Annotated in this window: 18 protein-coding genes and 1 pseudogene; 6 read left to right on the top strand and 13 right to left on the bottom strand. The window is 42.0% G+C overall.

Annotated elements, in window-relative coordinates:
• Both KKA81_03125 and KKA81_03120 read right to left on the bottom strand, forming a co-directional pair.
• Window positions 1–582 (bottom strand): VOC family protein (locus KKA81_03125; protein ID MBU2649903.1); only part of this gene is annotated, 582 nt, incomplete at its 3' end.
• Between the two features lie 13 nt (window positions 583–595).
• Window positions 596–1,753 (bottom strand): homogentisate 1,2-dioxygenase, encoded by a 1,158-nt coding sequence (locus KKA81_03120; protein ID MBU2649902.1) that lies wholly within the window; start codon window positions 1,751–1,753, stop codon window positions 596–598.
• 141 nt (window positions 1,754–1,894) lie between these two features.
• Between KKA81_03120 and KKA81_03115 the strand changes: the two genes are divergently transcribed.
• Window positions 1,895–3,838: a T9SS type A sorting domain-containing protein gene (locus KKA81_03115; protein ID MBU2649901.1), complete on the top strand. Its 1,944-nt coding sequence runs from the start codon at window positions 1,895–1,897 to the stop codon at window positions 3,836–3,838.
• A 33-nt stretch (window positions 3,839–3,871) separates the two neighbouring features.
• On the opposite strand, the gene KKA81_03110 is transcribed toward KKA81_03115, so the two are convergent.
• Entirely contained in the window at window positions 3,872–4,456 is a 585-nt protein-coding gene (locus KKA81_03110) for a transposase (protein ID MBU2649900.1), read from the bottom strand.
• Window positions 4,457–4,711: 255 nt separating this feature from the next.
• Between KKA81_03110 and KKA81_03105 the strand changes: the two are divergent.
• Together KKA81_03105 and KKA81_03100 are read left to right on the top strand one after the other, a co-directional pair.
• Window positions 4,712–4,980 (top strand): annotated as a pseudogene (locus tag KKA81_03105) (DUF4160 domain-containing protein).
• A gap of 155 nt (window positions 4,981–5,135) precedes the next feature.
• Window positions 5,136–6,629, top strand: coding sequence for a beta-lactamase family protein (locus KKA81_03100; GenBank protein ID MBU2649899.1), 1,494 nt, complete (start codon window positions 5,136–5,138; stop codon window positions 6,627–6,629).
• A gap of 67 nt (window positions 6,630–6,696) precedes the next feature.
• On the opposite strand, the gene KKA81_03095 is transcribed toward KKA81_03100, so the two are convergent.
• The 7 genes from KKA81_03095 to KKA81_03065 form a co-directional block, all read right to left on the bottom strand.
• Window positions 6,697–7,683, bottom strand: a complete 987-nt coding sequence (locus tag KKA81_03095; protein MBU2649898.1) for a dihydroorotate dehydrogenase-like protein — start codon at window positions 7,681–7,683, stop codon at window positions 6,697–6,699.
• A gap of 67 nt (window positions 7,684–7,750) precedes the next feature.
• On the bottom strand, window positions 7,751–9,358 hold the full coding sequence (locus KKA81_03090; protein ID MBU2649897.1) for a S41 family peptidase: 1,608 nt from the start codon (window positions 9,356–9,358) through the stop codon (window positions 7,751–7,753).
• Between the two features lie 212 nt (window positions 9,359–9,570).
• The gene (locus tag KKA81_03085) at window positions 9,571–11,643 is read right to left on the bottom strand and encodes a 2-oxoisovalerate dehydrogenase (GenBank protein ID MBU2649896.1); all 2,073 of its coding nucleotides are present in this window, start codon (window positions 11,641–11,643) and stop codon (window positions 9,571–9,573) included.
• Window positions 11,644–11,715: 72 nt separating this feature from the next.
• On the bottom strand, window positions 11,716–12,519 hold the full coding sequence (locus tag KKA81_03080) for a carbon-nitrogen hydrolase (GenBank protein MBU2649895.1): 804 nt from the start codon (window positions 12,517–12,519) through the stop codon (window positions 11,716–11,718).
• The gene (locus KKA81_03075) at window positions 12,516–13,079 is read right to left on the bottom strand and encodes a threonylcarbamoyl-AMP synthase (protein MBU2649894.1); all 564 of its coding nucleotides are present in this window, start codon (window positions 13,077–13,079) and stop codon (window positions 12,516–12,518) included. Before KKA81_03075 ends, KKA81_03080 begins: the two co-directional genes overlap by 4 nt.
• Window positions 13,079–14,068 (bottom strand): glycosyltransferase family 9 protein, encoded by a 990-nt coding sequence (locus KKA81_03070; GenBank protein MBU2649893.1) that lies wholly within the window; start codon window positions 14,066–14,068, stop codon window positions 13,079–13,081. The genes KKA81_03075 and KKA81_03070 overlap by 1 nt, the downstream gene beginning before the upstream one ends.
• A gap of 12 nt (window positions 14,069–14,080) precedes the next feature.
• Window positions 14,081–14,896 (bottom strand): 2,3,4,5-tetrahydropyridine-2,6-dicarboxylate N-succinyltransferase, encoded by an 816-nt coding sequence (locus tag KKA81_03065; GenBank protein MBU2649892.1) that lies wholly within the window; start codon window positions 14,894–14,896, stop codon window positions 14,081–14,083.
• 100 nt (window positions 14,897–14,996) lie between these two features.
• Between KKA81_03065 and ruvX the strand changes: the two genes are divergently transcribed.
• From ruvX to KKA81_03050, 3 genes are read left to right on the top strand one after another with little or no spacing between them, the layout of a single operon-like run.
• Window positions 14,997–15,422: a Holliday junction resolvase RuvX gene (gene ruvX, locus KKA81_03060; protein ID MBU2649891.1), complete on the top strand. Its 426-nt coding sequence runs from the start codon at window positions 14,997–14,999 to the stop codon at window positions 15,420–15,422.
• A 10-nt stretch (window positions 15,423–15,432) separates the two neighbouring features.
• Window positions 15,433–16,011 carry a peptide deformylase gene (def, locus tag KKA81_03055; GenBank protein MBU2649890.1) on the top strand — a complete coding sequence of 193 codons (579 nt, stop codon included), beginning with the start codon at window positions 15,433–15,435 and terminating at the stop codon, window positions 16,009–16,011.
• Between the two features lie 14 nt (window positions 16,012–16,025).
• Window positions 16,026–16,553: a tetratricopeptide repeat protein gene (locus KKA81_03050; GenBank protein MBU2649889.1), complete on the top strand. Its 528-nt coding sequence runs from the start codon at window positions 16,026–16,028 to the stop codon at window positions 16,551–16,553.
• Between the two features lie 30 nt (window positions 16,554–16,583).
• Here the strand turns inward: KKA81_03050 and rny are convergent, their stop codons facing one another.
• The 3 genes from rny to KKA81_03035 all read right to left on the bottom strand — a co-directional run bounded on the left by rny (window position 16,584) and on the right by KKA81_03035 (window position 18,945).
• Complete coding sequence (gene rny / locus KKA81_03045) at window positions 16,584–18,128, bottom strand: ribonuclease Y (GenBank protein ID MBU2649888.1); 1,545 nt, start codon at window positions 18,126–18,128, stop codon at window positions 16,584–16,586.
• Between the two features lie 288 nt (window positions 18,129–18,416).
• The gene (locus KKA81_03040) at window positions 18,417–18,704 is read right to left on the bottom strand and encodes a cell division protein ZapA (GenBank protein ID MBU2649887.1); all 288 of its coding nucleotides are present in this window, start codon (window positions 18,702–18,704) and stop codon (window positions 18,417–18,419) included.
• A 25-nt stretch (window positions 18,705–18,729) separates the two neighbouring features.
• Window positions 18,730–18,945 carry a hypothetical protein gene (locus KKA81_03035; protein ID MBU2649886.1) on the bottom strand — a complete coding sequence of 72 codons (216 nt, stop codon included), beginning with the start codon at window positions 18,943–18,945 and terminating at the stop codon, window positions 18,730–18,732.
• Between the last annotated feature and the right edge of the window lie 215 nt (window positions 18,946–19,160).

Genomic DNA, 19,160 nt, shown 5'->3' with positions numbered 1-19,160 from the left:
TTGGGTAAATCCCATGACTTTGGCATAAAACTCCGCCCAAAGGTTCATTTGTCCCCAGTCCACATTACCGACCATGTGATCAACATACTTGAGACCGGTAGGTTCAGTTTTGTAATCGGGGTTCCAGGCAATAAATCCCGGAAGAAAAGGGCCGTTGTAATTTTTTCGTTCAATGAAAAGGTGGACGGTGTCTCCGTAAGTGTGAATTCCCGATTTAACGACCTGTCCGAACTCATCCTTTTCGGTAATGGGTTGCAGGAAAGGTTCCGCGCCTCTTTTAACGGTTTCCTCGTATGACTTTGCAGCATCATCCACCCAAAGGGCAACGAATTTCACACCATCACCGTGCTGATTGTGATGAGCGCTGATCTCCGTATCCGGAATAAGGGAAGATGTAAAAACAAAGGTGATTTTATCCTGTCGCAGCACAAAGGAAGTCTGTATCCTGTCACCGGTTTCCAGTCCGCGGTAAGCCAGCGGCTGGAAGCCGAAAGCAGTTTGATAGTAAAAGGCAGCCTGTTTGGCATTACCTACATAAAACTCAACAAAATCGGTCCCATTAATGGGCAAGAAATCATTCATAATCCTGAATTATTTAATCCAACCAACTTAAGTAATAATCTTTATCCTCGATTTCCATGGCCTGTCTGGTAAGCATCAGAGGCCTGAAAGTATCGATCATAACGGCCAGTTCTTTAGTTTCTTTCTGGCCTATGCTTTTCTCCACTGTCCCGGGGTGCGGTCCGTGAGGGATTCCGGTCGGGTGCAGGGTGATTTGTCCGCGGTCAACATGTTTACGACTCATGAACTCCCCATCGACATAGTAGAGCACCTCATCGGAATCCACATTGCTGTGGTTATAGGGAGCGGGGATGGCTTGCGGGTGGTAGTCGTACATCCTGGGAACGAATGCACACATCACATAGTTATGAGCTTCGAAAGTCTGATGAACCGGTGGCGGTTGATGTACCCTTCCTGTGATGGGTTCGAAATCGTGGATGGAGATGGCATAGGGAAAATGGTAGCCATCCCAGCCGATAAGGTCGAAAGGATGTGTGGCATAATGGTAAGGGAAAATGGTATCGTCCCTTTTTATTTTTACCAGGAAATCGCCTTTCTCATTGTGGGTTTCCAGTAATTGTGGCGGACGGATATCCCGTTCGTGCAAAGGAGCATGTTCCATCAGCTGGCCGTATTTGCTCAGGTAACGTTTCGGAAAACGTATGGGGCTGGACGATTCGACAATGAGCAGGCGATTGTTTTCATCATTGAATTCCATTTGATAGATAATCCCTCTGGGAATGATCAGGTGATCGCCGTAGGCAAAAGGGATGTTTCCGTACATCGTTCTGAGCACCCCTGAGCCCTCATGGATGAAGATCATTTCTGTGGCCGCGGAGTTTTTAAAGAAGTAGTCTTTCATGGATTTCCCCGGGGCCGCGAGGGAGATATACAGGTCGTTGTTTACCAGGACAGGAACGCGACTTTCCAGGAAATCATCTACAGGTTTAATATTAAAACCGTTGAAGCTTCGGTGTTGCATATTTTTCGCCACAGCAATTTCCGGTTTTACATTGTAAGGTTCATCAATGGCCTTTACCATGGTTGGCGCGTAGTGATGATAAACCAGGGAATAATGATCGGAAAAACCCTCTGTTGAAACCAGTTGTTCGGCATACAGGCTGCCGTCGGGTTTTCTGAACTGTGTATGGCGTTTGTGGGGTATTTGTCCCAGGCGGTGATAGAAAGGCATATCGTATGCAATTTATTTGAACTAATAACGCATGGAGGGAGGGCATTGTTCACTTTAAAAGGGACTCCATCCCGTAGGATGGCGTCCCTCAACTTGCTTTTCCGGTTAAAAGTGACTAACTTGTAGCATTAATTTCGTGCCATGAAATCTTATGCCATATTAATTTTTTCGCTATTAATATTCAACCTGTCACTTGCTCAATCATGCCTTCCTGATGGAATTGAGTTCAACAGACAATCACAAATCGACAGTTTTCAGATCAACTACCCGGGTTGTTCAGAAATTGAAGGGTCAGTTCAGATCAACGGTCATAATATCACGAATTTAAACGGACTTAATGTCCTGACTTCAATAGGCAAATCATTAAGCATATGGGGCAATGATTCCCTGATCAATCTGCATGGTTTGGAAAACCTTCAAAAAATTGGAAGATCCTTTACTATTTATGGTAATCTAAAACTTGAAAGCCTTGTTGGATTAAATAATCTGGATTCTATCAGTAATTTTTTTGAACTGAATTCCAATCCGCTCCTGCAAGATCTTACCGGATTGGAAAACCTCACTTTCATTGGCATGGCCATGGAAATAAGAAATAACGGAATTGAGAATTTAACAGGACTGAATAGTATGCTTTCATTCGGAGAAGGCCTGGAAATAGCTGAAAATGAACAATTAATCACATTAGAGGGACTTGATTATCTTACCACATTAAATGGTGAGCTTCTTGTTTATGGAAATAATTCCTTGACCAGTTTATATGGACTGCATAATATACATAAGGTTAATGGGTTACTGAATATCAAAGACAATAATGCATTAATTGATTTATCGGATCTTAGCAATTTAGATTCCGTTACAGGAAGTATAACAATTAAGGAAAATGGTTTAATCCAGAACCTTATTGGGTTAAATTCTTTGAAATATATATCCAATTATATAGAAATAAGCGGGAACGATAATCTAACAGATCTCTCAGGTTTATCATCGATGGATTCTATATCCGGTGAAGTCAGAATTTACAATAATCCTTCTCTGACCGCCTTAAACGGAATGGAAAACATTGCTTACCTGGGAGGGTTAAGGATTATCAATAATTCCAACCTTCATGATTTAAGTGCCCTGGGGATGTTGCAAACCATCAATGGTGACTTGAGCATTCAACAAAGTAGTTTCAAAAATCTGAACGGCTTGGAAAATCTGATAAATATTTATGGATATTTAAGTTTGGAACAAAATGATTCCCTTAACAGTTTGGATGGATTGAATACTCTGAGGAAGGCCAGATATGGGATTGGTATGTCCTACAATAATGATCTGGATAACATATCTGCATTATCGAATCTGGATTCAACAGGTGTTTTATTTTTTACTTATAATCAAAAAATGGAAAATTTTAGCGGACTTGGGAACCTCAGAAGAATAAATGGTCAGTTTCTGATAAAAAATAATAATATGCTCACGAGTCTTACCGGACTTGAGAGCCTTACATACATTGGAGATCGTTTTACTATTATATATAATAACGCCCTTACCAGCTTAATTGCTCTTTCATCCCTGGATACGCTATCCGGCGATTTAATTATCATTTCAAATGATGCACTCCAGGATCTATCAGGGATGGATAATATTCAATCCAGCACGATTGAAAATATTTACATTAATAGCAATGAAAAACTTTCTACCTGTGATGTGGAAAGCATTTGTGAGTATCTGGTCAGTCCCTGTGGCGATGTCTTCATTTATTCAAATGCCCCGGGATGCAATAGCCGCCTGGAAGCAGAAGAAGCTTGCGGAATTACTGCCATTGAAGATTTTTATGAACCAAGCGTTACCATCAGTCCGAATCCTTGTTCAAACACTACTACTTTGCATTACCATTTAGACAAAGGTACTTTTGTAATACTTGAGATATTCAACCATTACGGTCAGAAAGAAGTTTCCAACAAATATGGGAAGAAGGATAAGGGATTTCACAGCATTCAACTTGACATGGGCCAATATTCTGCAGGAATATATTTTTACAGATTAAGGGTAGAAAATGGGTTTGCTACGGGTAAAATAGTATTGTCAGATAAGGATTTTTAATAAACAGGCTTTATTTTGCAGGATGGAGTTCCTTTAATCATCCTCCATGGTTAACTTTTTCAAAATGATCTCATCGTGAATAACATCCTGATATTCTAGAAAAGATTCCAATCCTCCGAACCAGTATAGTACCTCCTTAACATCAACCAGACAATTATTATTATTAACAATATGAGAATACGTACTAAAAGCATATAACTTATAATCCCTGATAATACCATGTTTCTCCGGATTCCAGTGAATATAAAATACAATACGTTTAAGGTAATTCATATCCTCAACAGCCAATCTTTTAAAGCTTTTACAAAATAAACCACCTTTTCGGTTGGTTTTCTTGTTAATCCGTTGGGCAATTACGATAAAAAACCTGCGCAAGTGTTCACTAACAGAATCGTTTTCGTTTCGATAAGGATTAACTCTTAACAAAATATGAAAATGATTTGGTAACAAGCAAATAGCATAGGTTGTGACATAAGGCGCAACATACTGTTGATATTTCAGCATAAAGAAATCATAGTCATCAACATTGATAAAGATCTTCGCTTTATCTATACCCCTGTTAAAGATATGGAATACTTTGCCAGGCTCAATTTTAGTTTTATCCTTTTTACTAGGCATGGTGGAAGTTATTCGTTTGACATACTTTTTTCTATTAGTTCCGGTTTTTGCAATTTGTTCCCTTTTTAGATAAAAAAAGGGACTCCATCCTACGGGATGGAGTCCCTTAAAATCTCTTAACAAGCTAAATAACAACAACCTAAAAAATCATGGGTATTCTCCACCCCTCGGGATGGAGTCCCGTAGGATGGAGTCCCGTAGGATAGAGTCCCTTTTAGAATAAAGATTAGTATCTTTGGGAAAACAGATATTAACATACCAACTATTTCAATGTTTTTTGGGATTATTATAAATAAGAATGTATGATGCAATTAAAGAACATAATCCACCAAATATTCATGGTTATTATCAGAATTTCAGGGCTACCACTCAGATTCAGGATTGCGAAATACTTGATGGCAAATATCAACACGGCCATAACGATTGATCACAGTATGGTTTGAAATACATTGGGATGAATTACTGGCAGCCTGGGACTATTTCAAAATGGCGAAAAACCATTTCAAATTGTACAATTAACATAATGTTAAATGTGTTTAGCGATTAAAGATGTAAAACTACTGGATAATTATCTTTTACTTCTGACATTTGAAAATGGAGAAAAAAGGCAATTTTACATGAAACCCAAACAATGCAATGGAAGTTTTCTATTACATTGTTTAGATTAAATTACCCCACGATGAAAAAACCCAGACTATCTCTCTCAGCGGTTATATTAATGATCACTCTCAGTGCCTGTATTAACAAAGGCACTACAATTAATGTTGAAGGATTGTGGGTATCCACTGATGAAACATCCGTTTTATTTGAGCCCTGGGGGCAAAAAGTTGCATTGCTGATCAGCAGGGATAGTACAAAAGCATTGAATGCACGAGGCTTTTTCCTGAAAAATGGCGAATTCATAGCTGACTGGAATTTCACTGATGTACATTATGATCCTGTTGCCCAAAAAATCTCCCTGACTGATTCGGATTCAGATACACTAATTTGTATCCTGGATAATCAAAATGAAATGCTTAAGGGAGCAATTCATTCCGTGGATGAAAAAAATCCACTGGATTTTATTCGTGCCGGCAGAAATCTGGAGAACAGGATATTGTTCCCAAGGGTTCCTGATGAAAACGAAAAGATCGATTATTCCTGCAAAAGGCCTGAGCAAACCGGTGATGGCCTGAACACGGAATCAATCTATAACTTTTCCGTTGATTCTTCGTCAGTTTCAAATCTGATGAAAGAGATCATCGACCAGAAATACGGCAGGATAAAATCACTCCTGATACTTAGGAACAACAAATTAATAGTCGAAGAATATTTTTATGACTATACCCGGGATGATCTTCAGCACATTCGTTCATGCACGAAAAGTGTTACCTCATTACTGCTCGGGATCGCATTGGATCGTCATCAGGAAATAAGCATTGAACAAGCGGTATTTGATTTTTTCCCGCAATATGATTCATTACGGTTTGAGGGAAGAGAGGAAATCAGGCTAAAACACATTTTAACCATGACAGCCGGCCTGGAGTGGGATGATTATCCCCCTGAGATGTACAAAACCGAAGATTGTCTCGGGTATATTTTAAGCCGGCCAATGGCAGCCATTCCGGGTGAAAAATTCAATTATAACAGTGGTTGTTCTGTTCTTCTTGGGGGTATCATTGAAAATCTTGAGGGGAAAAAGCCTCTGTTGTTTGCAGAAGAGTTTCTTTTCACACCTTTAGGTATAACAAATTACATTTGGGAAAGTCATAATAGCGACATACTGCGTTGTGGCGAAGGACTATCCCTGCGGCCAAGGGATATGGCGAAAATCGGGTTACTGGTTCTCAACGATGGGGAGTGGCAGGATAAACAGCTTGTTTCCAAGGAGTGGATATTTGAGTCTACCGGACCGCAGGTGAAGGAAAGTGATTTCTTTGACTACGGCTATCAATGGTGGCATCACTCCAAAAACAATTTGCAATGGTGGAAAGAACCCAATGCTGCATCCCCTGAAAAGCATGATCTGATCATTGCGCTTGGCCATGGCGGTCAGTATATCATGATCATCAGGGATTTAAACCTGGTAGTAGTCACTACTGCATCGGATTTTGAAAGTGGTGAGATGGGTCTCAGCAAAATTCCTATGGTTATTGAAAAAATTGTTCCAATCTTTGAAGAGACCTCATTTTAGTGAAACTCCAACCTTTGGGGATGGAGTCCCGTAGGATGGAGTCCCGTAGGATGGCGTCCCTTTTAGATCATTCAATCCCCGCAAAATGCTTCATAAACTGAACCCTCTCATAAGCTGCAGGATTCTGTGCCTCTTTGATACTCATTTTGCCAATGAAATCAGAGGTAGATTTAAACCCTTGCTTATCCATCCAGGATTCCAGGTCTTTCAACATGGCCGGGATGGAATCAAAACCATGGCGGTACAGAACGGATGCAATCTGCACAGCTTTGGCGCCTGCGAGAAGTTGCTTGATCATGGCCTTTCCATCGTGGATACCGGTGGAAGCAGCAATATCGCAATGCAGACGATCCGACAGCAAAGCTACCCATCTCAGCGTATTATAGATTTCTTCCGGGGTGCTGAATACGTGGGTTGCCGTAACCTTCATCTTATCAATATCGATATCGGGTGAGAAGAAACGGTTAAACAAAACCATACCTGATATGCCTGTCCAGGAAAGCTTCAACGCCGTATTGGCAAAGCCACTGAAATAATGGCTGATTTTGATAGCAACCGGGATGGAAACCTGTTTCTTTACTTTCTCGATGATCTGAAAATACACAGCTTCATTTTCTTCCCCGTTTCTTTTAGGGTCTGCAGGAAGAATAAATATGTTCAGTTCAATTCCATCGGCTCCGGCATCCTGCATTTTCCGGGCAAAGGTGGTCCATTCCTGGGAAGAAATGCAGTTAATACTGGCAATAACGGGGATTTTTACGGCCTCTTTGGCTTCCCTGATGAGCTTCAGGTAATTATCAACATCATTATCACGAGTATAATTGCTGATGTAATCCATTGCTTCGGGATAAGCGTTAACGGATTCATCCTGGCTCATGGTTTTATTGATCAGGAAATTGATCTGTTCTTCAAACAAGGATTTCAGGACAACAGCGGCTGCTCCTTTTTCTTCAAGGGTTTTAATATTTTCAACCGTGGCGGTTAATCCTGAACTTCCGACAATAATAGGATTCCTGAGCTCCAGGCCCATATAACGGGTCGATAAATTTGCCATATTCTATCCGGGTTTCAATTTTTAATCCAGACAAATGTATGCAAATATTTCAGTTATCTGGCAAGCTTCAACGACGAATTTTCAACTCCACGAAAAGTGTTCCGTCTTCCAGGATTTTCAAGGCTTCCTGCAGGGCATCGTCGGTTTCGGAAAAAACCATGTAGGATGCGTTCACATCCCAAAGATTACGTGCCATCCAGGCTTTAATCTGGGATTTTAGCACGGCTTCGCTTGCTTCGTAACCTTTCTCATCGTATTCCACACCTTCCTCTTTTCCCAGGTCGATAAACTGTTGCATTATATCATTCGTGATCTGGTATTTATCGCGATATTCTTCCGGGGTCGGGTATTTTTTCAGGATCTCTTTCCGGTGACTGTTAACATATTGGATGGTGAACTGGTTAAGGATACCTTTTCTCCGAAGGTTGATATAATAATCAGAGATCCATGTCGAATCCCAGGGAATGAAGATATCGGGCATGATGCCTCCACCTCCATAAACAATACGGTTTCCCGGAGTATAAAACTTCAAAGAATCGGGAAAATGAATGCTGTCGGAGTGTATCATCTCCCCCCTGTCCCATCGCTCCACATAATCCTTGTAATAATCGTCAAAACCATTTTCATACGGGCGCTGAATGCTTCTGCCGGTAGGAGTATAATACCTGGCCGTGGTCAGTCGCATCACGGAACCGTCGAGCAGTTCGAAAGGACGCTGCACCAACCCCTTACCGAACGATCTCCGGCCCAGGATAAGGCCCCGGTCCCAATCCTGAACAGCCCCTGAAACAATCTCGCTGGCTGAGGCTGAGCCTTCATCGATCATTACGATCAGGTCACCCTTTTCAAAACTGCCTGCAGAGGTAGCATCAAATTCTTCCCTGGGGCTTTTCAAACCCTCGGTATAAACGATCAAGCGGCCGGAAGGAAGGAACTCATCGGAAAGTTCAACGGCAATACCCAAATACCCCCCGGAGTTGCCTCTAAGGTCAAGAATAAGCTTCTTCATCCCTTTTGATTTCAGATCAGCCACAGATTCCCGGAATTCCTCCGTCGAAGTCTTGGAAAAACGGTTGAGTTTTATATAACCCACACCAGGTTCAATTATATAGGAAGCATCAATGCTATGAATAGGGATTTTATCGCGAACGATCGTATAATCAATTAGCTCTTTCTTTCCTGCACGATAAATTCCTACATCTACTTTTGTCCCTTTTTCTCCACGCAAGTGTTTGAAAACATATTCATTATCAATTTTCTTCCCGTATGCATCTTCACCGTCAATTTTTATGATCTTGTCACCGGCCATGATGCCTACTTTCTCCGATGGCCCCCCCGGAATGGGAGAAATGACCAGGATGGTATCCTGAAAAATCTGGAAAGTAACGCCTATCCCCTCGAAACTCCCAACCAGTTCCTCTTCCGTTCTTTCAAGGTCTTCTGCAGGAATATAAGATGAATGGGGATCAAGCTCATGAAGAGTTTCTATAATGGCATCCTCAACAAGCTTATCCATATCAACGGAATCCACATAGGCGTAATCGATCAGTTGCAACACTCCGGCTATTTTCTGTATGCTTTTCCTAATATCTGCCGACTGTGAAAACGATGTAAAAGAGACGAAGATGATAGAAATAGCGATGAAAATGGGAATAAAAAAATTCGGTCTGCTCATATTAAAAGGTTTATTTATGTCTGTATTTATAATTCACAGGATATTACCCTCAGAATTAACCTTCCGGTTTCCGGTCAAAAGTACAATAAAATCAAGGGCATAGACCTCAAATTTCCGTTAAAAAATGTTAACCCGTCATTATCATCTTACGGATGCACAAATTCGTTTAACAATAAGCATTATGTAAAATGAAGGTTTTCTGAAAATCATCATCAATATGAGATCAACTCTTTAGCTGCTTTATAAATTTTATCGGTATCAGGCAGAATAGCTTTTTCCAGGATACGGTTAAAGCCAACCGGGGTAAACTCTGAACCGACCCTGAAAACAGGGGCATCGAGGTACTCAAAAGCTTCACCGGCGATCATGGCTGCGATCTCTCCACCGAAACCTCCGAATACTTTATCTTCATGGACTACCAAAACCCGGTTTGTCTTTTTAACGGATTCCAGGATGGCTTCTTTATCCAGAGGGATCAGGGAGCGCAGATCAATCACCTCAATTTCCTTACCGAGTTCCTGTGATATTTTTTCAGCAGCCTTCAGGCATAAATGTGTTGTATTGCCATACGTCACCATTGTCATATCCTTACCTTCTCTTCTGATCCTGGCCACGCCGAAAGGAACTTCAAAACCCTCGGGTACAATGGCTTCCGCAGCAGGATCGTTATAAAGAGCTTTAGGTTCCAGGAAAATGGTTGGTCCATGCGATCTCATACTTGTTCGTAGTAAACCGGCCGCATCATCAGCAAATGAAGGATAAACGATCCGGAGGCCGGGCAAAGTGGCAAGGGCCCCTTCTATGGTCTGGGAGTGATAAAGACCGCCCCCGATGTATCCACCGGAAGCAAGCCTTATGGTCACATTGGCAGAGAATTTTCCGTTACTTCTCCAGTAATCATGAGACATTTCGAGCAATTGTTCCATGGCGGGCCAGAAATAATCGGCGAATTCAGCACCTTCCACAACAATACGGATCTTATCGTTAAACCGGCTCATCCCGTTTGCTGTTCCCAGGATATAGTCTTCGGCAATAGGGGCATTAAAAACCCTTTGTTTACCGAATTCCTGCTGCATTCCCTTGGTTACGTTGAATATTCCGCCCTTCTCTTTATTAGCAACATCCTGCCCCCATATAAAAGTATCGGGATTTGTCCTGAATTCCTGCTTTAGAGTATTATTGAGCGCCTCAATAAAGCGCATGGAAGTTCCTTCGTTGTTCAGCGGAAGTCCTTTGGTAAATATTTCCGGCACATAAGGTTCCGGTATCACGAAACGGTGTATACTTTCGGGATCGGGATCGGGCATGGTGATCACCTTCTTGTGAGCAGCACTGATTTCCTTTTTGGCTTTTTTATCCAACTCATCCAGCTCTTCAGCAGTAAACCTTCCGGTATAAACCAGCCTTTCCCTGAATCGGAGCAATGGATCCTGTCCTTTAACCGTAAGTAACTCATTCATATCGCGGTATAGTTCGTGACGGTCGGAATTGGAATGTGAGCCTATCCTTACGCAATTGGCATGCACAATAACCGGAATGCTCTTTTCCTTAACTACCTTTTTTGCCAATGCCATTGCATTCATGGAGTTAATCACGTCAAGGCCGTTGCAGTATATGATCTCCAGGTTTTTAAATCCCTCAAAATTAGTTGCGGCGCGTGGGTTGGCTGTTTGGTCTTTTTTTGGAACAGATATACCGTAATCGTTATCCTGGAAAACAAATATCACGGGAAGTCTTTCGTTGCTTGCTCCATTAATAGCCTCATAAACATAACCTTCCGAGGTGGAGGATTCTCCCTGAGATGAAATAGCCACAGCATCGGCACCATAATATTTTATGGCTCTGGCTACGCCAACAGCGTGCTGGGTATGGTTTCCAGTACAAGAGGATACGTTATGAATATTCCATTCGGGTTTGGCAAAGTGGTTCGACATATGTCTTCCACCGCTGGCAATATCATCTTTTTTCGACAGGCCATTGAGGATGATCTCTTCGGCGGTAAGACCGGCTGAAATGGTAGTTAGCATATCCCGGTAATAGGGGAACAAATGATCTTTCTCCTTTTCGAAAACCTGTCCGATAGCCAACTGAATCCCGTCGTGGCCTGCATAGGGAGCGTGGTATGACCACCCCAGCGCCTGCTTCAGGTAATTTGGCGCTTTATCGTCGAGCTGCCTGCCCAGGGTCATCAGGTAATACCATTTTTCAAGAATATCCCTGTCAAGGGTTTTAATATTAAACTCCTTATCATCCTTCCGGATCTTTAAACGCTTATTCCTGTACATGTATCTATTTTTACACTAATAACAAACCACTTTTAATTTTGTTAACACTTTTTTAACCCCATTCATTATGTTTCAGTCCATCAATTCTTTGTAAAAACCGGGTTTTCTGTCATTAAACACATGGTTGCGTGCAGTGATCATTTTGTTATCTGAGCGGGTCAGATCAAGATCCAGGAAATTCAGAACTGCTTCATCTCCCGGCGCTTTGCAAAAGACATTTCCCTCAGGATCAGTAATAAAAGATTGTCCTGTAAAGGTCAAATCCCTTTCGGTACCTGTACGGTTTGCGGTAATCACAAATAAGCGGTTAATAACGGAATGAGCAGGAACAACCTTTTGAGCATAGGGTGTAACGAGGTTCGAAGGATGACAAATAAGGGAGGCTCCTTTCATCGCTATAATCCTCCAGGCTTCCGGAAAGATATAGTCAAAGCAAATCAGCATACCCAAAATACCGAGCTCCGAGCGGAAGACCTGAAAGCCAAGGTTCCCCGGAGCAAAATAATCCTTTTCATTCATAAAAAGGTGTATTTTCCGGTATTTGCCAACGATACCTTCCGGACCGGTAATGATTGCCGTGTTGTAGATTTCATTACCGTCGTTTTCATTAAAACCGGATACGATATAGATATTCCTTTTCCTGGAAGTTTCTCTCAGGAACTCCAGGAAAGGGCTATTAACTAATGTTTCGGAATATTTTCGGGCTTCCCCGGCTGAAGAAAAATTATATCCTGAATTGGCCAGTTCGGGGAGAACAAGGATATCGGGCAAAGGAGCAGACTGAAAAGCTTTTTCCAGGATGTGTATGTTGGCATTCACATCACCCAGTACAGGGCTGAACTGGAAGTATCCGGCCGATATGCCTTTGTCTGTCATTCCCTGATCACTTTAAATTCACCATCGATTTCCAGTTTGATAATCCTGGAAGGTCGGTTTAAGGAAACACGATCCCTGTGAAGGTCGACCACATAGTCAACTTTATCAAGAATTTCCTGGGATATACGGTTAAATAAAATGGGATTGGGTTCCCCGGAAATATTCGCGGATGTTGAAACAATAGGTTTTCCGAACCTTCTGATAAGCTCCCTGCAAAATTCGTCACGAATAACACGAATAGCGATGGTTTTATCACTGGCAATCACATTTTTAGGAAGGTTTTTTGCGACTGGAAATATAATAGTGAGGGGTGTTTCAATGTTTTCTATTAAATCGTAGGCTATTCCAGGAACGATATCAACAAAATTCTTCAGATTAACGGCCGAATCAAGCAAAATGATCAGGCTTTTCTTCTCTACCCTTCGTTTGATCCGGTAGATTTTCTCGACGGCACGGGAATTGGTTGCATCGCAACCTATGCCCCATATAGTATCGGTCGGGTAAAGGATGGTTTTACCTTTAGACAGATACTCTAATGTTTTAACAATTTGCTCTTCCATTATCCCAGTCGTCTAATAAGTTTATCGGTTTCAACCGTATATGCGCAATCAAAATGACCTTCAGGGCATTCCCTGTATCCATGCAATCCACAGGGCCGGCATTTCAAGACTTTATCGGTTTCCACCACCACCGCATCATCCGATAAAGGACCGAATCCAAAAGCGGGCACGGTAGAGCAGAAAACTGCAGTCGTTCGTGCATTCACTGCTGAGGCCAGGTGTTGCGGAGCAGAATCATTAACATAGTTCATAGTAGCTTCACGCATAAGTGCTGCTGTTTCGAGTAAAGACAATTTTCCTGCAAGGTTAAGACAATTTGGATACCCTGAACGTTCAATGATATCATCACATAATTTTTTATCTCCCGGTGAACCCAGGAAATATACGTAATAGTTATGATCTAACTGATTCAGAAAATCCACCCATTTTTCCGCAGGATATTGTTTTGTAAACCAAAGGGAAGCGGGTGCAATACAGATATAGGAATGAGTTTTATATTGAGAAACTTTCGCGTCATCGGCTTTGGAAGGGTAAAGCCTCACGGGTCCCGGGCCTTCCCCTGTAATATCACTTATAAGTTGATGGTTACGTTGGATTTCATGAATTCCTTTCCGGCCGATATCATGAGAATAACGTTTTCCGAAAAAAACAGAAAGAGGGTTCTTCCTGAACCCCCTGGTATGTTTAGCACCCGTTAAAACCGTAAAAAAACCGGTCAGCATGAAACGCTGAACATTGATTACATAATCATATCGTTCTTTTCTGGTAGTTCGAAGGATTTCGATCAGGTTTCGGATTTTCCTGCTGTTTTTATCCCAGATATAAACTTTATGAATAAAAGGATGTGACAGGAAAAGGGATTCTATACCCTTCTTGACCATAATATCGATAAATGCATTATTATCGTGTAGGTGCAGTTTTTCCAGGAGGGATGTAGCAAGGATGACATCCCCGATTGAAGCAGTTTGTATGATCAAGTATCTTGGCATCCTGAAATTCAATTAAACCACAATATCATAATCACGAAGAGCCTGGTTAAGGGAAGTTTTCTTATCTGTCGACGGTTTCCTTTTGCCAATAATGAGGCTGCAGGGTACATGAAAGTTTCCGGCGGGGAATTCTTTGCTGATGCTGCCCGGTATCACCACGGAACGGGCAGGCACCCTGCCTTTATATTCAACAGGTTCGCTACCGGTAACATCAATAATGCGGGTTGACATGGTAAGGACGACATTAGCGCCCAGCACGGCCTCTTCTTCAACCATCACTCCCTCAACCACAATACATCGGGAACCGATGAAGCAGTTATCTTCAATGATTACCGGCTTTGCCTGCACAGGCTCCAGCACCCCTCCTATTCCAACTCCGCCGCTCAGATGAACATTTCTGCCAACCTGGGCACAAGATCCTACAGTAGCCCAGGTATCCACCATGGTTCCTGAACCAACCCTGGCGCCGATATTCACATAAGATGGCATAAGTATCACTCCCGGTTCCAGATAAGAGCCATAACGTGCCAATGCCTGGGGAACAACCCTCACCCCAAGCTTATCGTAACCCGACTTTAATCCGATTTTATCATGAAACTCGAATGGCCCCACCCTTACCACTTCCATCTCCCGTAGCGGAAAATAAAGGATCACCGCTTTCTTGACCCATTCGTTTACAAGCCATTCCTGACCTGTCTTTTCCGCAACCCTGACTTTTCCTTTGTCCAGCAGTTCAATCACTGCGGAAATACCTTTTCTGACAGCATCTTCTTTTAATAGTTCCCTGTCATCCCAGGCTTTTTCGACAATCAACCGTAATTCTTCCAACATAAAGCTTTTATGCCAAGTTCAAAAATAGCCAATTTTTTATAAGTCTTTCGATCTTCTTTATAATTTTGTGGGTAGAATATTTTAGCACCGCAATTCAATGGGAAGGATAATGGCAATAGATTACGGACGTAAGCGCACAGGAATCGCGGTGACCGACGAAAACAGGATCATTGCCACAGGGCTTGATACCGTGGCTACAAAAGACATCTTTGACTTCCTGGGAAAATACTTAAAGCAGGAAAATGTGGATGTAATTGTTGTAGGGGAACCACGACAAATGGATAATACCCAGTCGGAGTCTGAACAATTTATTCAACCGTTCGTTAAAAGATTGCATAAACTATTCCCGGATTTGAGAATAGAAAGATTTGATGAAAGGTTTACATCAAAAATGGCTTTCAGGACCATGATAGACGCCGGAATAAGCAGGAAAGCCAGGCAGGACAAAGCAACCATCGATAAGATCAGCGCTACCATCCTGTTACAGTCATATATGAATTCTACACAAAAACCGGGATACTAACAATAAAAATATGCTTCCAATTGTTGCCTACGGCCATTCGACACTAAGAAAGATATCGCAGGATATTGACCGGGATTACCCTGAACTGGATAAGCTCATCCATGACATGTTCGAAACCATGTATGAATCGGTGGGGGTAGGTTTGGCCGCACCCCAGATCAACCGGTCGATCCGGCTTTTCATCATTGATGCAACCCCCTATGCTGATGATATACCCGAAGCAAAAGACTTCAAAAAGGTCTTTATTAACGCCCGTATTATTGAGCAAAGCGGAAGCGAATGGGTTACCGACGAGGGTTGCCTTAGCATCCCCAATATACGTGAAGATGTATCCCGAAAAGAAATGATCAGGATCCAATACTACGACCAAAACTGGGAATTTCACGATGAAACTCACGGAGGGTATATTGCCAGGATCATTCAGCACGAATACGACCACCTCGAAGGTATATTGTTTACTGACAGAATCAATCCTCTCCGCAAGACTCTGATCAGAAGAAGGCTTAACGACATTTCCAGGGGAAATGTAAAAGTGGATTACAAAATGATCTTCCCTGCACAAAAAAAGAAACTGACCCGTTCATACTAAAACCCATTATAAACATGAAAATCAGGAGTATAATTATTCTTTTGGCGGTCATCATGACAATTATTTCATGCGGACCCTCTAAAAACAGTGAGATCAGCAAGATCAACGAAATGGAGACTTCCCTTTTCGATGAAAAAGGCGGTATGGTGAGTCTTGAAAAAGCCAATGAACTGGTTAACGCTTATATCAAGTTTGCCGGGGACTTTCCAGGCGATTCGATGGCATCCGAATACCTGTTCAAAGCAGCCGACATCTCCATGAACATCAACCAGGCTCAGCAGGCCATAGATCTTTACAACCGGATCATTGAAGAGTATCCGGATTTTCGTAAGGTAGCCGAATGTCTGTTTTTAAAAGGGTACGTTTACGAGAACTCTCTGGGTGATTTGCAGCAGGCAGAAGCTATTTACAGAGAATTCATTGAGAAGTATCCCGACAATGATTTTGCCGATGATGCAGAAATCTCAATTCAAAATCTGGGAAAGTCACCGGAAGATCTTATACGTGAGTTTGAAGAAAAAATGAAAGCACAGGAAGAATAAAAAAAAGGCGCTTTAAATAGCGCCTTTTTTTTATTTCGCATAGGCTATTGCCCTGGTTTCCCTAATTACAGTAATCTTTATTTGTCCGGGATACGTCATTTCATCCTGGATCTTCCTGGAAAGATCGTATGAGATTTGGTTGGCTTCGGTATCGGATACTTTATCGGCACCAACAATCACTCTGAGTTCCCGACCGGCTTGAACGGCATAGGTCTTAACTACACCCGGGTAGGTCAAAGCGAGTTCCTCCAACCTGTTTAACCTTTGAATATACGCCTCAGCTACTTCTCTTCTGGCACCGGGTCTTGCGCCTGAAATGGCATCACAAACCTGGACAATGGGAGCGATAAGAGATTCCATCTCTATCTCATCGTGATGAGCGCCTATAGCATTACATATCTCCGGTTTTTCCTTAAATTTCTCGGCCAGTTTCATACCAACGATCGCATGAGGAGATTCCGGTTCATTTTCGGCTACTTTGCCAATGTCGTGAAGCAATCCGGCACGCTTTGCCTTTTTGGTATTCAGGCCCAATTCCGCGGCCATGGTTGCAGAAAGGTTGGCGACTTCAATAGAGTGCTGGAGAAGGTTTTGCCCATATGACGAGCGGTATTTCATCTTGCCGATAAGCCGGATCAGCTCGTGGTGCATATTGTGCATACCGAGATCAATGGCAGTTCGCTTTCCTGTTTCAATGATTTCCTGTTCTACCTGCTTTTTGGTTTTGGCCACCACTTCTTCAATTCTGGCAGGATGGATCCTTCCGTCGGTAACCAGTTTATGCAGTGAAAGACGTGCAATTTCGCGGCGTATGGGGTCGAAACCCGAAAGAATAATGGCTTCTGGTGAATCGTCGATAATGATCTCAATTCCGGTCAGAGCTTCAAGTGTCCTGATATTTCTCCCTTCCCTGCCGATGATGCGGCCCTTGATCTCATCGTTATCGATGTGGAAGACCGAAACGGTATTTTCGATAGCATAATCGGCGGCGGTACGTTGAAGAGTTTCAATAACCACCTTTTTCGCTTCCATATTAGCGGACATTTTGGCCTCTTCAACAATATCTTTCACATATATCATGGCATCTGCACGGGCTTCTTCCTTAAGCGATTCCTTGAGTTGTTCTTTGGCCTCAGTAGCAGATAAACCGGAAATAGCTTCCAATTGTTCCACCTGCTGTTTATGTGCTTTCTCCAGATCGCTTTGCCGTTTGTTCAAAATCTCCAGTTGACTTCCCAGGTTTTCCTTTATGGTTTCTACTTCCCGTGTTTTTCGCTGTAATTCCTCAAACTTCTGAGATAGCATTGTCTCTTTTTGCTTGAGTCGGTTTTCATTTTTTAAAACCGCATTGTTTCTTTCGTTAATAATCTTCTCATGCTCAGCCTTCATCTGAAGAAACTTTTCCTTTGCCTGCAGGATTTTCTCTTTTTTTATGACCTCTGCTTTTTCTTCAGTCTCCTTTAAAAGATTTGTACTTTTCTTCTCTATGGCTTTGCGTAATACCGTTGAAGCGAGCAGTACCCCTGCCATTAATGCTACAACCCCTATTACAATGGGCAAAATCCATTCCATCATGATTTAAAGTTTTTTTAGTTAATCAAATGGTTCACATACAGACCGAATAGCAGGAGGGAAAAAAAAACCGCATTAACCGGCAGGAGCTATAAAAAACCCCAGATGACACGTTTAGGGACGCCTGTTCCGTCGAACTTCCACCGTCCGCGGTTGCGAAATCCGGCAAGCCGGATTGAGGCCTGTTCTAGTGAACGATGAGCATTACCCCTAATGTTTATAATGTTGAGTTTTTAAACTGTTCCGATTAATGCGGGTATATTGTTTATTTCTTTCAAAGAACGTATCAAATTATTGTGTGTGATCTGATAAAACTTTGTCAATGGCCTCAAGCCTTTCTCCCCATACATCATCCACGGTTGACAGTTTTTCTTCGCATTGAACCGTTTTTACGGCAAATTGCAAAACAACCATGGATAACAAATCCTGCATGTCATGATAGGCGTATGAGTTTGAATAATCCTTTATTTTTTCATTAATTAACTTTGCTGCTGTTCTGATCCTTTCCTCTTCATCCGGACTTATCTTTAACCGGAAAGTCCTTTCTGCAATCTTAACAGTTATGCTTAAATTTTCCATTGATTTTTGTATCACACCAGGAACTTTACCTGTTCAATAATCCCAAACATTTGTCAATTTCCCGCAAAATCCCGTCAATTTTAGAACGTGCTTCAGTTTTTCCCTCTGTGCTTTCTAACGCTTTTGCTATTTTTATGGTCTCTATTCTTTTTTTTAATTCGTTAATGATTTTTTCCTGTTCAGCTATTGTATTAAGCAAAGCTGATTTTTCATTTGCCAACTCTTCGCATCGGGCATTCATTTCATGAAGCTTTCCGGTAACAATCCTGACTTTCTCTTCGATGGATGAAATCAGTTCACCGGTATTCCTCATAGCTTATGCATATGCTTAAGTTAAGCTTACAAATGTACGAAAATTGTAGTGGATTGCAAGCTAATTATTCTCAGACAGATAAAAAATTTTATGGGTATTGGGAAAGATGAAAAAATGGGGGCTGGGGGCTGGGGGGCTGGGGG

This window comes from Bacteroidota bacterium (genome assembly GCA_018831055.1).
Classification (GTDB): domain Bacteria; phylum Bacteroidota; class Bacteroidia; order Bacteroidales; family B18-G4; genus M55B132.
This window is presented reverse-complemented; position numbering and strand designations above follow the sequence as displayed.

Bases quoted from the DNA above. Each gene is read 5' to 3' on its own strand.
- KKA81_03120 (MBU2649902.1), bottom strand. From the start codon at position 1,753: ATGCCTTTCTATCACCGCCTGGGACAAATACCCCACAAACGCCATACA.
- KKA81_03115 (MBU2649901.1), top strand. From the start codon at position 1,895: ATGAAATCTTATGCCATATTAATTTTTTCGCTATTAATATTCAACCTG.
- KKA81_03110 (MBU2649900.1), bottom strand. From the start codon at position 4,456: ATGCCTAGTAAAAAGGATAAAACTAAAATTGAGCCTGGCAAAGTATTC.
- KKA81_03100 (MBU2649899.1), top strand. From the start codon at position 5,136: ATGAAAAAACCCAGACTATCTCTCTCAGCGGTTATATTAATGATCACT.
- KKA81_03095 (MBU2649898.1), bottom strand. From the start codon at position 7,683: ATGGCAAATTTATCGACCCGTTATATGGGCCTGGAGCTCAGGAATCCT.
- KKA81_03090 (MBU2649897.1), bottom strand. From the start codon at position 9,358: ATGAGCAGACCGAATTTTTTTATTCCCATTTTCATCGCTATTTCTATC.
- KKA81_03085 (MBU2649896.1), bottom strand. From the start codon at position 11,643: ATGTACAGGAATAAGCGTTTAAAGATCCGGAAGGATGATAAGGAGTTT.
- KKA81_03080 (MBU2649895.1), bottom strand. From the start codon at position 12,519: ATGACAGACAAAGGCATATCGGCCGGATACTTCCAGTTCAGCCCTGTA.
- KKA81_03075 (MBU2649894.1), bottom strand. From the start codon at position 13,079: ATGGAAGAGCAAATTGTTAAAACATTAGAGTATCTGTCTAAAGGTAAA.
- KKA81_03070 (MBU2649893.1), bottom strand. From the start codon at position 14,068: ATGCCAAGATACTTGATCATACAAACTGCTTCAATCGGGGATGTCATC.
- ruvX (MBU2649891.1), top strand. From the start codon at position 14,997: ATGGGAAGGATAATGGCAATAGATTACGGACGTAAGCGCACAGGAATC.
- def (MBU2649890.1), top strand. From the start codon at position 15,433: ATGCTTCCAATTGTTGCCTACGGCCATTCGACACTAAGAAAGATATCG.
- KKA81_03050 (MBU2649889.1), top strand. From the start codon at position 16,026: ATGAAAATCAGGAGTATAATTATTCTTTTGGCGGTCATCATGACAATT.
- rny (MBU2649888.1), bottom strand. From the start codon at position 18,128: ATGATGGAATGGATTTTGCCCATTGTAATAGGGGTTGTAGCATTAATG.
- KKA81_03040 (MBU2649887.1), bottom strand. From the start codon at position 18,704: ATGGAAAATTTAAGCATAACTGTTAAGATTGCAGAAAGGACTTTCCGG.
- KKA81_03035 (MBU2649886.1), bottom strand. From the start codon at position 18,945: ATGAATGCCCGATGCGAAGAGTTGGCAAATGAAAAATCAGCTTTGCTT.